Below are 13355 nucleotides of genomic sequence, written 5' to 3'. Positions count from 1 at the left end.
TTGAAATAAATTCGAGTCGATCAAATTCGCGCGCTTACTCGTCGAAAAAAGGTCGACCGCACCAGTCGACAGCCCATGGGGTGCCGTTGACCCTCGTATGCCGAAGTGATTGCGGGAAGCCGAGTGAGGTCAGGCAGGCCAGCCTTGCTCACAGAATGGACAAATAGGCCATGAGCAAAACGCCCAGGATTGCAGTACCGACATTAATGCCAGGGCCAGCATTGACGCTGTAGCCAAGGGGGATCTCAACGGGCTTGAGGGTTTTGACCACCTTTTTGTATTGCCAGGACGACCAGCAGGCAACCCATGAGCCCAGCGTCAGAAAAGCCAGTCCGATCCAGAACGAAACATGTTTTCCAGGGGCGGCCACAAGGCCCGGCTTTAGCATCTGCAACAGTAGCCCGGATCGTTCAATCACAAAGCCGAATGCCATCAGTGAAAGGCTGGTTCGGTTCCATGCCAGCAACGTTCGTTCAGCGGCAAAGAACACGCGTGGATCGTTCAGGTCGGACATTTAAATCTCCTTGTTCAAGCAGGGTTTGAAACTGCTCCGCTCAGAACGGTTTTAAACAATAGCAATCTACTTGTACGTTTATACATCCAGCTGTTGGGGTTGGCGCGCATGGCCTTTGGCAGGGTGTCGAACCACTACCTCAAGCGTCCAACTGCCCTTGTCAGGCTACGATGGCATTGATAGATGCTGGGGATGCAGCCCCGCATGATTGCCGCGTCGCTGACAGTCGTTTCCTCCAGTGGCGGCAGCGTAAAGCCGAGGAATCCTGTGCGCTCAAGACTCACCAGATCCTCAAGGGCCAGGCGTTCATCCATGGTGTTTCGATCCTGGTTGATGATTGATCGTTGGCGTCAGGCACTGCGATGAGCAACGCAGTTGTTCAGCTAATGGTAATCATCGACGACATGCCTCGTATCCTGTGTAGAATCCGTTTTTTCCGATTTTCAAAGGATTGAGCCCATGATTACTTGCCATGTCAGGTATGTCATTGACCCCTACCAGATCCCAGCTTTCGAGAGCTACTCCCGCCAATGGATTGAAGTGGTGATCCGAATGGGCGGAAAACATCATGGCTATTTCCTACCTGCCGAAGGCGCCAACAACATCGCATACTGCCTGTTCAGCTTTTCCAGCCTGGCCGAATATGAAAACTATCGAAGGAAAGCCGAACAGGATCCGGAGTGCGTTGAATTGGTGACCCAGGCGACGGAACAACGATTCATTCTGAGTTATGAGCGTAGTTTCCTGCGCCCTGTCCTTGATTGAGCAGGTGGATGCTGAATCAATGCCAGAGTTCACATCACCACAAACGGACATCACAACGACACGGAGTGTCACAGCATGAAAACCATTGATCGTGCTTTGCTAGGCGCTGGAATACTGATTCCGTTCTGGCTGTTTTTGGGGGTTACGCTGACTGCGCGGGCCTATCCAGGCTACAGCCATCTGGATCAAGCCATGAGCCAACTAGGCGCCGTTGGAGCGCCAACCCACAGCTTCTCTGCTTGGGTGAACAACTTTCCGCTGGGTGTAATGTTCGTGCTTTTCGCAATAGGTGTGGCGAGACGGTTCAAGGCATCGCGTATGGCCTTGCTTAGCGCGGCACTGATACTCATCCATGGCTTGGCAAGCGTTACGGCCGGCTATTTTTCCTGCGATCAAGGCTGTGCGCCGGTTCAACCGTCAGTCTCGCAACAGAGCCACAATTTTGCGGGGCTGGTGATGTTCATCTCGCTCACTCTGGCGGGAGCGCTGTGGACGTTCCTCGGCAAGGCGCTGCTCGCATCGTCCAGGTTCGCAATGATCTCGGCGATCTGCGTAGTCCTGGCCATCGCGACGGTTATGTTGATGGCGACGGCATTGGCCGACGGTCACTTGTTCGGCCTGTACCAGCGACTCAATTACGGGGTTTCGGTGGTCTGGATTGCGTCATTGGCCGTAGCTGCCCTTCAGTATGAGGCCGATGTTAATGCAGCGTACGTCCGTTAAAGTCCTACATCACACCGAAAAACTCGCCACTATCGCTACGCCTAGATAGACCTCTGGTTAACGCGTTTGGAGAGCGCTTCGGCGCTTTCCTTGCGCTCGGAGTAGCGGTCTACCAAATAGGTTTCTCTGCCGCGCACCAGCAAGGTGAACTTCATCAGTTCCTCCATGACATCGACGACCCGGTCGTAATAGGACGAGGGTTTCATGCGCCCGGCTTCGTCGAACTCAAGGAAGGCTTTGGGGACGGAGGATTGGTTGGGGATCGTGACCATGCGCATCCAGCGACCCAGTACGCGAAGTTGATTCACGGTGTTGAAGGATTGCGATCCGCCGCATACCTGCATCACCGCCAACGTCTTGCCTTGGGAAGGACGAACCGCGCCCAGCGCGAGCGGGATCCAGTCGATCTGTGCCTTGAACACTGCCGACATCGAGCCGTGGCGTTCTGGTGAGCACCAGACCTGGCCTTCCGACCACATCACCAAGTCGCGCAGTTCCTGGACCTTGGGATGATCGACGGGCGCATCGTCCGGCAGCGGCAGCCCGGACGGATCGAAGACCGCGGTTTCGGCGCCCATGAGCTCCAACAGGCGCGCCGCTTCGCGGGTTAGCAACTGACTGAAAGAGCGCTCGCGGGTTGATCCGTACAGTAAAAGTATGCGCGGTTTATGTTCTGGTTCTGCGCTCTTTGCGAGTTTTTCCGGTGTTGGTGCGTCGAAGAGTGACAGGTCAAGATTTGGGAAGTCATGCGGGGTTTCGCTGGAGAACTCAGTCATTACACAGCTCCAATCCGGTCCAGAACATATGGAAAAAAGTATATTCGTATTTCCATATGTTTATCGCAAGCCGCAATTGGCTGGCTGCGCAAAATTCTGCTGATGAAAACAGATATTCCTTGTGGGAATGCTACGCATAAAATTAATGAATTTTTATTATCCTTAAGCGAGGCGTAGCTTGGTTTCCGGACACGGAGAACTGCGCTTTGAAATCATCCTCGTTTAATTCAGCGGAAAAATTTGATACTTCACGGGCCAACGAGTACGGCCGGCAGAGCCGCATTGCGCTCGCCGGGTACGACGCCTGCCAGGATCTGACGGCGTGCATGCTGGCGGCGACCCTTGGAAACGCGGGCTCGGCGAAAGTACTGGTGGTGGGCGCCGGCGGTACGGCGCAGGAGATCATTGCCATGGCCAAGCTGGAGCCGGGTTGGCGTTTCACTGCCGTCGATCCGTCCGGGCCGATGCTGGAGGCCGCGGAGCAGCAGTTAGCTGCAAACAACTTGCTTGAAAGAACCGCCATGCACCTTGGGCATGTTGAAGACCTGGTAGCAAACGGGTCGTACGATGCCGCTACCTTGATCGGTGTACTCCATCATCTCGATGGGGATGAAGCCAAGTTGAAAATATTGCGGTCCATCCAGGCACATCTGAAGCCGGGAGCGCCGCTGATTGTCGCTGGAAACCAATATGCGTATGCCAGCCAGCCATTACTCCTCGCGGCCTGGGGGCAACGGTGGCGACAGCATGGCGCCAGCCCGGAAGAAGTGACGGTCAAGCTTGGGAAAATTCTTCAAGGCGCCGACCCTCCACATTCCGAGGCAGCGGTTCAAAAACTGTTGAATGATGCAGGGTTCGGCCGTGCTACCCGGTTCTTCAGCAGTCTTTTCTGGGGCGCCTGGCTAACGTGCAAAACGGTCTGAGGATGGAGCTCAAACGTCGTGGATCAGCTTTCCGGGGGCGTGATGGGCGCGTCACTGGCTTCAGCCGCCAGTTTCAGTCGGTCGGCTTTGCTGATGTATTGAGGCTTGTTTTTGGGGGCCAGCTTGGCACTGGCTTTTTTGGCGTTCGCCTTCAATAACTGGTTTATTTTCTTGCGGCGATTCATTTCGTTCTGCTCAGCATGTCAATTTCCGGATGGTATCAGCTTTCCGTTTTCTCAGGATTTTTCCTGACTTTGGCAATGGGCTTCACGCGGCGCTCGAGCATGCCTGGCAGCCTTTGCTCGACAGAGCGTTTCGCCGCTTAACGCCTCATCGCCTTTCTAATCCGGGAAAAGACGCTGGCTTGTCTGGGCGGGGACGCTTGCGCTCGGCTGATCTGACTTGCAGAGCCGCCCACAGCCCGTCGCGGCGTTGATGGGGGCGATTCAACATCTGCTTTAATGAAGGAATAAGGCTGGCTTGAGATCGTACTGTCCTTCTTTATGATGTTGTCTATGGTTTTTATGTGGCTCATTATCGTTGCTAATTTTGCTTCGTTTTGTTTGGACTTTGCGCCCCAGAGTATCGCTCTTTCAAGGGGAGCAATTTGGTCGTGAAGGTTGCTAAGGGTTTCTCCGACGCTGTCTTCAATTTCTATCCCGCTGTCTCGAAAAAGCTGGGTGACACGCAGGTTTCCTTGCGTGTGGGCGACGCGGCTAGCAGCGTCATAAAGGTGGTGTTCCTTCAGGAAGCTCATTACTCCCTTGGCTCTGTCCAATTTATCATTGTGCTGCCTAAATTCCGTCACCTTGTCCACGTAATTCTGAGGCGAAGAGAACATGGTCAGGCGGATAGGGGAGGCACTACTGCCTGCGTATTGTTCAACGTAGGTGTACCCATCCGGGATAAGGTGCCCCAGCCCAGCAGGGGGTATGTAATGCCCAGAAGCATTGGTGATCTGCCGTCCTGTTATTTCACCCACAAAGTGAGGGAAACCTTTCTCGTCATCTGGGCGAATTCCCATGTGTCGTTCGGCCGTGCCCACATATATTCGGTCATCCCATATTGCGATGGGGGCATGATCAGCCGACGCGCCTGGCGCCAGCAGGTAGCTACCCTTACGGGCATAGCCAGGATCATCAAAAATATCGCCTAGAAAAGCACTTAAGACTGGATAGATGGGTTGAAATCCGTCTTGGTCGATTAAGGTGATCGGATTGTTCCTGGCCATCCTGAACCGGTTCAAACCATCGATGCCGCCCGCCGGATCCGGATTGATCCATCGACTGAGCCACGGCGCGTAATAACGGAAGCCGTAGTAATACAAGCCGGTGGCATCACGCTCCTTACCTGAATAACGCAGGGTCTTGTACGTTGCCTCGATGGCGTCACGCCCTGCCCACCAAGCCGTGCCTCCATACGGGTAGTAGCCTTCCTGGCTGAGCAGTCGCGACTGATGGTCCAGTTCAATGTTGCTGCTACCCAGGTGGTCGCTCACGCTGTAGCGCAACTGATCATTGCTCAAACCATCCGGCAGCCCGGCGTCCCAATGCAGCATTCGAACTCCGCCGAGGCCGAAGGACATGCTGATCACCTGCAAGCTTTCGCCATTCTTCGTATCGGTACGTAACTCCAGGCCGGGCAAATAACGCACCTCGGCCCGATGCGCGACCGTCCGGGCTTGGCTGCGGTGAATCTTTCTGACCCGTTGGTGGTTACCGTCATAGATATACACCTCGTCATCATTGGCCGCGTCTAATCGTTCTACCGGAGTAACGCGCTGCAACTGGTTACGCAGGTCCCAGTTCAGCACTTGTCCGGGCTGCAAATGCTGCAGATTGCCGTTGGCATCAAACGCCGAGGCCAGGTCGATCTCTTTTGGCACGCTGCGGTTGCTCAGGCCGTCCACCTGCATTTCCCTGGTGTAGGAGTGGGCGCCGACATGCCGCAATGTCGTCAGGTTATTCCCTGCGTCATAGCAATACGTCTGAGTAAATTGACTTAGCTGATTGGGATCAAGAGGTGCGGGTTGTAGCTCCGGCAAGGCGGGCCCTTGTCGCCCGATGGCGATTTCTCTGCCGGTGGCCTCAATCAATTGATAGAGCGTGTCGTAGCGATAGGTGCTTAGCGGTTCGATGCGTTGGTTATTAAAATACCGAACGGGCAGCGCCTCATCGCGAATGCTGAGAATATTGCCCATCGGATCGTGGTCGTATCGCAGATCTAGCAACTGCGTGCCGTTATCCCTGCGCACAAACAGGCGCTTGAGTCGGCCGCTGAGGGGACAATAGTCGGCTGTGCTGACGACCCCGTTGCCGGCGACTTCCATCTCGACTTGAGCGAAGGCGTTGTACCCGATCATCGACAACACTACCTGTTCGGTTTGGCCAGCCAGTTGCAGCCAAACGCGACGCAAATGCCCAGCTACGCAATAGGTGAAGCGCTGGCGATGGCCCCTGGCATCGGTCTGGGTCAGGACATTACCCAGCGCATCGTAGTGGTACTGTGTAATCGCGCGCTCGGGCGCAGGTTCTAACATTGCATCGCGCAGGGATGGTTCTAGCGGCCAGTCCGGCAGCGTTTCCTGTAGCAAAAAACGTCGAGACTGCAGCAGGATACCGCCCTTCAAACCTGCCTCATGCACCTGCTGGCTGCCAGCCGGATCATCATGGCGTGTCAGCAGGCCACAGAGATTATGTGCATGGGCCTCGGGTTCCCCGTAAGTCAGGCGTTCCACGCAGCGCTCAAGCTCCCCCTGGCCTTGCTCGAAGACCGCCACCGGGCGTAATGAACGGTCGTATTCGATACGTCTTTCAGTGCCCCGGCTGTCCCAGCGGTGCAATATTTGGCCCGCGTCGCCCAACAAGCTCACGCGCAAGCCCGCGTCGACATTGGTGTCAGCCAATACTTGACCGCACAGGCTATGGATCGATGTCTGATTCGCTGGTGCCGCCGATCCTCCCTCCATCAACGCCCATAGGCGCGGGTCCCAATGCGCTATCAAACGACCCAGCGTGTCATAGGCCTGGCGATTGACGCGAGGGGCGACAGGATCGTTATCGAGACGACGGTGATACTGCACTGTGCGTACCGGCAGTCCCCTCGGTTCGATCACCGACAAGACGGGGGTCGCGGCATGCAATGTCGAGGAGTAGGTCATCTGGTCTCGGCGCGAAGAATATTCATGGTCAAGGGGCTCGATGCGGTCCGTGAAAGAAGTTGAAGGACGTCCTTCGCTGCCTGCCATGATGTTTATGCGCTTGTTGGTTGGACTTTTGACCTGTCAGAACTATCAGTTTGCGAGGGCAGTTAAGACGCTTGTGTTATCAATAACAGGGAAAAACAAATATTTGGTTCTTAGAGCTTCTTGAAATGTCGTCTTCAGACTGCCTTAAGACTTCACCTGCAAGTTGGCAGCATCGGTTCCCATCGACCGAATCGGGGCTGGCGAACGAGTCGGCAGTCCGTCAGACCTTCACGAGGCGCGTTATGACCCGCGATATTGCCGTAAACCGTTATGGAAAACTGTCGATGACCCTGCACTGGTTGATGCTGGCGCTGTTCGTCGGTGTGTATGCCTGCATTGAGATCAAGGGTTTGTTGCCCCGTGGCAGCACCGGGCGAAGCCTGTTACTGGGGTTGCACGGGCTCTTCGGGGTGAGCATTTTTGCACTGGTTTGGGTCCGCTTGTTCGGGCGCTTGACACCGCGCCCGCCGGTTACACCCGCGCCACCGGCCTGGCAGACGGGGGCTTCCCACCTGATGCATGCCGCCTTGTATGGCCTGATGATCGCGACACCGGTGCTGGCCTGGCTGATGCTGGCCGCCGGAGGCAAGCCGGTGCCGTACTTCGGGTTCTTCTTGCCGGCCCCCGTGGCGGTGGATCCCGATTTGGCCAAACAACTCAAGTACTGGCACGAGTTGCTCGGCAGCGGCGGCTACTGGCTGATCGGCCTGCATGCGGCGGCCGGTCTGTTCCATCATTACTGGGTGGGTGACAATACCCTGGCCCGGATGCTGCCGGGGCGAAATCGGTCTTGACTACTCGGTTGACGGCAATGAGTGCCGCGCTCCAAGCGTCTCTCTGACGCAGTCCAATTGCGCCGGTTTGTCAGATATGTTTGTTTGCACGAACCTATCGATCAAATCGGCTTTCCTGTTTTTGCGACTTATTTACCCCAAGTCGCTTTCAGAACACGTTTCGTCGCCCATGTGCAATCGCCAACCCCCGGGAGTGGCAAGCTGTGAGGATGCCCCGGACCAAGTGCATCTAAGACACTGGCCGGAGAGCGAGAATGGCGATCGGATGTGCCACGCGACCGTGACGTGGGCCGGCCGCCGCAGCCAAGACTCCGGACGGCTGCCGCTATGCGGCGGTGGCGTTCGAGATGCCGAGGTACGTTTATGCCCGATGAGACGCTTCACCTGCCTTTGATCCATAGCGTGCTTGCGCGCGAAAAGGACACCCCCGGTGCCTTGCTGCCTATTCTCCATGCCATCCAGGCAGGCTGCGGGTATGTCCCCGACAGCGCCGTCCCGGAGATCGCCCACGCCCTGAACCTCAGCCAGGCTGAAGTGCGCGGGGTCATCAGTTTCTATCACGATTTCCGCACCACGCCGCCGGCGCGCCATACCCTGCGCTTGTGCCGGGCCGAGTCCTGCAAGAGCATGGGCGCCGAAGCCCTGGCTGCGCAGCTGCGCGAGCAACTGGCGCTGGACGATCACGGCACCAGCGCCGATGGGAGCATCAGCCTGCGGCCGGTCTATTGCCTGGGTGCCTGCGTCTGCTCGCCGGCCTTGGAGCTGGACGGGGAGCTGCATGCGCGGATCACGCCCGAGCGTCTGCGTCAGTTGGTCAATGATTGCATGGAGGAGGGCGCATGCTGACGCTCTGTATCCCCCGCGATTCTGTGGCCCGTGCCGTGGGCGCGGACAAGGTGGCCGATGCGTTGGCCCTTGAGGCTGAGCGTCGACAACTGCCGTTGACGGTGTTGCGCACCAGTTCCCGTGGCCTCTATTGGTTGGAACCGCTGGTAGAGCTCGAAAGCGCCGGCGTCCGTCTGGGCTTTGGCCCTGTCACACCAGCCGATGTGCCGAGCCTGCTGGATGCGCTGGCAGGCGATCCGGGCAGCCATCCGCTGGCACTGGGGCCGGTGGAGGAGATTCCCTATCTCAAGAGCCAGCAGCGCCTGCTGTTCGCGCGCGCCGGCATCACGCAACCGCTGTCCCTGGACGACTACCGTGCCCGGGGCGGATTCCTGGGCCTGGCCCGGTCCATCCAGATGGATGGCGCAGATGTGGTCGCCAGCGTGCTCGATTCCGGCCTGCGCGGTCGGGGCGGTGCGGCATTCCCGGCGGGCATCAAGTGGCGCACGGTGCGCGATGCCGTGGGTGCACAGAAGTATGTGGTGTGTAACGCCGATGAAGGCGACTCCGGCACCTTCGCCGACCGTATGCTGATGGAGGGCGACCCCTTCCTGCTCATCGAAGGCATGATCATTGCTGGCATCGCCGTAGGCGCGACGATGGGCTACATCTACGTGCGTTCGGAATACCCGGCCGCCATCAGTACGCTGAACGAAGCGCTGCGCATCGCTCGCGACGCCGGCTATCTGGGGGCGAACGTGAGCGCTAGCGGCTGCGCCTTCGACATTGAGGTTCGTGTCGGCGCCGGCGCCTATATCTGTGGCGAAGAAACCGCACTGCTGGAATCGCTCGAGGGCAAGCGCGGCACGGTTCGCGCCAAACCGCCACTGCCGGCGATTCAAGGCCTGTTCGGGCTGCCGACGCTGGTGCACAACGTAGTGACCCTGGCCTCGGTGCCGATCATCCTGGAGAAGGGCGCGCAGTTCTATCGCGACTTCGGCATGGGCCGTTCCCTGGGCACGATGCCGTTCCAACTGGCCGGCAACGTCCGTCAGGGTGGCTTGGTGGAGCGCGCCTTCGGCCTGAGCCTGCGTGAACTGGTGGAAGGCTACGGCGGCGGTACCGCCAGCGGTCGTCCCCTGAAGGCCGCGCAAGTGGGCGGGCCGTTGGGGGCTTGGGTGCCGCCTTCGCAATTCGATACACCGCTGGACTACGAAGCGTTCGCCGCCATGGGCGCGATGCTTGGCCACGGTGGCGTGGTGGTTGCCGACGACAGCCTGGACATGGCCCAGATGGCCCGCTTCGCCTTGCAGTTCTGCGCCGAGGAATCCTGTGGCAAGTGCACGCCGTGCCGGATCGGCTCCACCCGTGGGGTGGAAGTGGTGGATCGCTTGATCGCCAGCACCGAAACCGCTGCTCGTCAGGAACAGGCCCTGCTGTTGCAGGATCTGTGCGATACCCTGCAATACGGTTCGCTCTGTGCCCTCGGTGGGATGACGTCCTACCCTGTCGCCAGCGCCCTCAAGCATTTCCCCGCCGACTTCGGTCTGGCGACCACGGAGGCCGACCAATGATCACTATCTTCGACCCCAGCAGTGATATCGACCTGGGCACCCCGGCGCGCGAAAGCGACGTGCAGGTCAGCCTGACCATCGACGGGCGCGAAATCAGCGTCGCCTCCGGCACCTCGGTCATGCGTGCCGCGGCCTTGCTCGGCACCACCATTCCCAAACTCTGCGCCACCGACAGCCTGGAGGCGTTCGGCTCCTGCCGCATGTGCCTGGTGGAGATCGACGGCATGCGCGGTTATCCGGCCTCCTGCACCACACCGGTGACCGAGGGCATGGTGGTGCGCACCCAGACCTCCAAGCTCGCCGATTTGCGACGCAACGTGATGGAGCTGTACATCTCCGACCACCCGCTGGACTGCCTGACGTGCGCAGCCAACGGCAACTGCGAATTGCAGACGGTGGCGGGGCAGGTGGGCCTGCGCGAAGTGCGCTACGGCTACGACGGCGCCAATCACCTGGATGAAGCCAAGGACGTTTCCAACCCCTATTTCGAGTACGACCCGAGCAAGTGCATCGTCTGCAACCGCTGCGTGCGTGCCTGCGAGGAAATCCAGGGCACCTTCGCCCTGACGATCACCGGACGTGGTTTTGACTCTCGAGTGGCGGCAGCCGGAGGTGACAACTTCCTCGACTCCGAATGCGTGTCCTGCGGCGCCTGCGTGCAGGCGTGCCCGACGGCGACCCTGATCGACAAGAGCGTCGTGGAGATCGGCCAGCCGGAGCGCAGCGTCATCACCACTTGCGCCTACTGCGGCGTGGGTTGCTCGTTCCGCGCCGAGATGAAAGGCGAACAACTGGTGCGCATGGTCCCGGACAAGAACGGCCAGGCCAACCACGGTCACTCCTGTGTCAAGGGGCGCTTCGCCTGGGGCTACGCCACGCACCCGGACCGCATCACCAAGCCGATGATCCGCAAGCACATCAACGACCCGTGGCAGGAAGTCAGTTGGGACGAGGCGGTCACCTATGCCGCCAGCGAATTGCGCCGGATCCAGCTCAAGTACGGGCGCGACTCCATCGGGGGCATCACCTCCAGCCGCTGCACCAACGAAGAAACCTACCTGGTGCAAAAACTGGTGCGCACCGCGTTCGGCAACAACAACGTCGACACCTGTGCCCGCGTCTGCCATTCGCCTACCGGTTACGGCCTCAAGCAGACCTTGGGCGAGTCCGCCGGCACCCAGAATTTCGACTCGGTGATGAAGGCCGACGTCATCCTGGTGATGGGCGCCAACCCGACTGACGCGCACCCGGTGTTCGGCTCACAGCTCAAGCGCCGCCTGCGTCAGGGCGCACGGCTGATTGTCATCGACCCACGGCGCATTGACCTGGTGGATTCGCCTCACGCCCGTGCCGAGCTGCACTTGCAACTGCGTCCGGGCACCAACGTGGCAATGCTCAATGCCTTGGGCCATGTGATTGCCACCGAAGGCTTGATTGACCAGCCTTTTGTCGAGGCACGCTGCGAGGCGGCGGACTTCGCTCGCTGGCGCGATTTCGTCAGCCAGCCGGAAAACTCCCCTGAGGTCCTGGGCCCGGTGTGTGGCGTGCCTGCCGAGCAGATCCGCGCCGCTGCACGGCTCTACGCCACCGGCGGCAACGCGGCCATCTACTACGGCCTCGGCGTCACCGAGCACAGCCAAGGCAGCACCTCGGTCATGGGCATCGCCAACCTGGCCATGGCCACCGGCAACATCGGTCGCGAAGGTGTCGGGGTGAACCCGCTGCGTGGACAGAACAACGTCCAGGGCTCCTGCGACATGGGCTCGTTCCCCCACGAGCTGCCGGGTTATCGGCACATTTCCAACGAAACCGTACGCGCCCAGTTCGAACAGGCCTGGAACGTCACTCTGCAACCCGACCCGGGCCTGCGGATTCCGAACATGTTCGAGGCGGCCCTGGACGGCACCTTCAAGGCGCTTTACTGCCAAGGCGAGGACATCGCCCAGAGCGACCCCAACACCCAGCATGTGACGGCCGCGTTGTCCGCGTTGGAATGTGTGATCGTCCAGGACATCTTCCTCAACGAGACGGCCAAGTTCGCCCACGTGTTCCTGCCGGGCAGCTCGTTCCTTGAGAAGGACGGCACCTTCACCAACGCCGAACGCCGTATCTCCCGCGTTCGAAAGGTGATGGACCCACTGGCCGGCAAGGCCGATTGGGAAGCCACCATCGCCCTGGCCGACGCCTTGGGCTACAAGATGCACTACAACCATCCTTCGCAAATCATGGATGAAATCGCCCGCCTGACGCCGACTTTCACCCGCGTCAGCTACGCCGAACTGGATCGTCACGGCAGCCTGCAATGGCCTTGCAACGATGCCGCACCGGACGGCACGCCGACCATGCACATCGATCAGTTCGTCCGCGGCAAAGGGCGCTTCATGCTCACCGGCTACGTGCCCACCGATGAGAAGGTCAACAGCCGCTATCCACTGTTGCTGACCACCGGACGTATCCTCAGCCAGTACAACGTCGGTGCCCAGACCCGGCGTACCGACAACGTGGCCTGGCACGAGGAGGACCGGTTGGAGATTCACCCAACCGACGCCGAGAACCGCGGGATCGTCGACGAAGACTGGGTGGGTATCGGCAGTCGTGCCGGGCAAACAGTGCTGCGTGCGAAGGTGACCGAGCGGGTGGCACCGGGCGTGGTCTACACCACGTTCCACTTCCCTGAATCGGGCGCCAACGTGATCACCACCGACAACTCCGACTGGGCCACCAACTGCCCGGAATACAAGGTGACGGCGGTCGAGATCGTGCGGGTCAGCCAGCCTTCGGAATGGCAGAAGCGCTACCAGGCGTTCAGTGATGAACAAAGCCGCTTGCTCAGGGAACGTCGCCATGCCGAGAAGGCCGAGGTGCGTCGATGAGCTCTGATAGCTTGATCAAGATGGCCAACCAGATCGCTCAGTATTTCGCCAGCGAGCCGGATCACACATTGGCGGTCAATGGCGTGCGCCAGCACATCAAGAGCTTCTGGACGCCGGGCATGCGCCAGCAATTGCAGGGGTGGCAACAGATGCATCCAGAGGCTGTCCTGCACCCCTTGGTGCTGGAGGCGCTGGCGGAGCCTAAAGAGAAGACCTAGCGTCCCGTTTCGCAAATACGTTCCTTTTTGACGGCAACCGACACCGTCAAAAAGGAACAGTATTTAATGGGTGATGAGTGTGGTGCCAACGCCATGCTAAGCGTCCATGCCCCCACCTTTCAT

General features: G+C 59.2%; 13 protein-coding genes. 8 read left to right on the top strand and 5 right to left on the bottom strand.

Translation table 11 applies throughout. From position 1 onward, the window contains the following. Positions 1 to 148: 148 nt before the first annotated feature. Positions 149 to 514 carry a YidH family protein gene (locus AC09SL_RS07910; protein ID WP_058542979.1) on the bottom strand — a complete coding sequence of 122 codons (366 nt, stop codon included), beginning with the start codon at positions 512 to 514 and terminating at the stop codon, positions 149 to 151. A 134-nt stretch (positions 515 to 648) separates the two neighbouring features. Continuing rightward, positions 649 to 828 carry a hypothetical protein gene (locus tag AC09SL_RS07905; protein WP_058542978.1) on the bottom strand — a complete coding sequence of 60 codons (180 nt, stop codon included), beginning with the start codon at positions 826 to 828 and terminating at the stop codon, positions 649 to 651. A gap of 145 nt (positions 829 to 973) precedes the next feature. Here AC09SL_RS07905 and AC09SL_RS07900 point away from each other — a divergent pair, with 145 nt between their 5' ends. Both AC09SL_RS07900 and AC09SL_RS07895 read left to right on the top strand, forming a co-directional pair. After that, positions 974 to 1279 (top strand): NIPSNAP family protein, encoded by a 306-nt coding sequence (locus AC09SL_RS07900; RefSeq protein ID WP_058542977.1) that lies wholly within the window; start codon positions 974 to 976, stop codon positions 1277 to 1279. A 75-nt stretch (positions 1280 to 1354) separates the two neighbouring features. Continuing rightward, entirely contained in the window at positions 1355 to 2002 is a 648-nt protein-coding gene (locus AC09SL_RS07895) for a DUF998 domain-containing protein (protein WP_058542976.1), read from the top strand. Positions 2003 to 2043: 41 nt separating this feature from the next. Here the strand turns inward: AC09SL_RS07895 and arsH are convergent, their stop codons facing one another. Then, positions 2044 to 2778, bottom strand: coding sequence for an arsenical resistance protein ArsH (gene arsH, locus AC09SL_RS07890; RefSeq protein WP_058542975.1), 735 nt, complete (start codon positions 2776 to 2778; stop codon positions 2044 to 2046). A gap of 206 nt (positions 2779 to 2984) precedes the next feature. Between arsH and AC09SL_RS07885 the strand changes: the two genes are divergently transcribed. Next, on the top strand, positions 2985 to 3701 hold the full coding sequence (locus AC09SL_RS07885; RefSeq protein WP_058542974.1) for a class I SAM-dependent methyltransferase: 717 nt from the start codon (positions 2985 to 2987) through the stop codon (positions 3699 to 3701). Between the two features lie 23 nt (positions 3702 to 3724). On the opposite strand, the gene AC09SL_RS07880 is transcribed toward AC09SL_RS07885, so the two are convergent. Further along, a complete protein-coding gene (locus AC09SL_RS07880; RefSeq protein ID WP_064503197.1) occupies positions 3725 to 3886 on the bottom strand; it encodes a DUF2986 domain-containing protein in 162 nt (53 codons plus the stop codon). A gap of 137 nt (positions 3887 to 4023) precedes the next feature. Further along, complete coding sequence (locus AC09SL_RS07875) at positions 4024 to 6948, bottom strand: RHS repeat-associated core domain-containing protein (RefSeq protein WP_081264449.1); 2925 nt, start codon at positions 6946 to 6948, stop codon at positions 4024 to 4026. Between the two features lie 242 nt (positions 6949 to 7190). On the opposite strand from AC09SL_RS07875, the gene AC09SL_RS07870 reads away from it, so the two are divergent. The 5 genes from AC09SL_RS07870 (at position 7191) to AC09SL_RS07850 (ending at position 13232) form a co-directional block, all read left to right on the top strand. Beyond that, positions 7191 to 7742 (top strand): cytochrome b, encoded by a 552-nt coding sequence (locus tag AC09SL_RS07870; protein ID WP_058542972.1) that lies wholly within the window; start codon positions 7191 to 7193, stop codon positions 7740 to 7742. Between the two features lie 363 nt (positions 7743 to 8105). Further along, the gene (locus AC09SL_RS07865) at positions 8106 to 8588 is read left to right on the top strand and encodes a formate dehydrogenase subunit gamma (RefSeq protein WP_064106920.1); all 483 of its coding nucleotides are present in this window, start codon (positions 8106 to 8108) and stop codon (positions 8586 to 8588) included. Beyond that, positions 8582 to 10141 carry a formate dehydrogenase beta subunit gene (locus tag AC09SL_RS07860; RefSeq protein ID WP_058542723.1) on the top strand — a complete coding sequence of 520 codons (1560 nt, stop codon included), beginning with the start codon at positions 8582 to 8584 and terminating at the stop codon, positions 10139 to 10141. Before AC09SL_RS07865 ends, AC09SL_RS07860 begins: the two co-directional genes overlap by 7 nt. After that, a complete protein-coding gene (fdhF, locus tag AC09SL_RS07855; RefSeq protein ID WP_058542722.1) occupies positions 10138 to 13014 on the top strand; it encodes a formate dehydrogenase subunit alpha in 2877 nt (958 codons plus the stop codon). The genes AC09SL_RS07860 and fdhF overlap by 4 nt, the downstream gene beginning before the upstream one ends. Then, complete coding sequence (locus tag AC09SL_RS07850) at positions 13011 to 13232, top strand: formate dehydrogenase subunit delta (RefSeq protein WP_058542721.1); 222 nt, start codon at positions 13011 to 13013, stop codon at positions 13230 to 13232. Before fdhF ends, AC09SL_RS07850 begins: the two co-directional genes overlap by 4 nt. Positions 13233 to 13355: the final 123 nt, after the last annotated feature.

Source organism: Pseudomonas sp. PF05, assembly GCF_056521845.1.
This window is presented reverse-complemented; position numbering and strand designations above follow the sequence as displayed.

What these genes read in the sequence shown, in the direction of transcription:
- AC09SL_RS07910 (WP_058542979.1), bottom strand. Translation starts at nt 514, where the DNA reads ATGTCCGACCTGAACGATCCACGCGTGTTCTTTGCCGCTGAACGAACG.
- AC09SL_RS07905 (WP_058542978.1), bottom strand. Translation starts at nt 828, where the DNA reads ATGGATGAACGCCTGGCCCTTGAGGATCTGGTGAGTCTTGAGCGCACA.
- AC09SL_RS07900 (WP_058542977.1), top strand. Translation starts at nt 974, where the DNA reads ATGATTACTTGCCATGTCAGGTATGTCATTGACCCCTACCAGATCCCA.
- AC09SL_RS07895 (WP_058542976.1), top strand. Translation starts at nt 1,355, where the DNA reads ATGAAAACCATTGATCGTGCTTTGCTAGGCGCTGGAATACTGATTCCG.
- arsH (WP_058542975.1), bottom strand. Translation starts at nt 2,778, where the DNA reads ATGACTGAGTTCTCCAGCGAAACCCCGCATGACTTCCCAAATCTTGAC.
- AC09SL_RS07880 (WP_064503197.1), bottom strand. Translation starts at nt 3,886, where the DNA reads ATGAATCGCCGCAAGAAAATAAACCAGTTATTGAAGGCGAACGCCAAA.
- AC09SL_RS07875 (WP_081264449.1), bottom strand. Translation starts at nt 6,948, where the DNA reads ATGGCAGGCAGCGAAGGACGTCCTTCAACTTCTTTCACGGACCGCATC.
- AC09SL_RS07870 (WP_058542972.1), top strand. Translation starts at nt 7,191, where the DNA reads ATGACCCGCGATATTGCCGTAAACCGTTATGGAAAACTGTCGATGACC.
- AC09SL_RS07865 (WP_064106920.1), top strand. Translation starts at nt 8,106, where the DNA reads ATGCCCGATGAGACGCTTCACCTGCCTTTGATCCATAGCGTGCTTGCG.
- AC09SL_RS07860 (WP_058542723.1), top strand. Translation starts at nt 8,582, where the DNA reads ATGCTGACGCTCTGTATCCCCCGCGATTCTGTGGCCCGTGCCGTGGGC.
- fdhF (WP_058542722.1), top strand. Translation starts at nt 10,138, where the DNA reads ATGATCACTATCTTCGACCCCAGCAGTGATATCGACCTGGGCACCCCG.
- AC09SL_RS07850 (WP_058542721.1), top strand. Translation starts at nt 13,011, where the DNA reads ATGAGCTCTGATAGCTTGATCAAGATGGCCAACCAGATCGCTCAGTAT.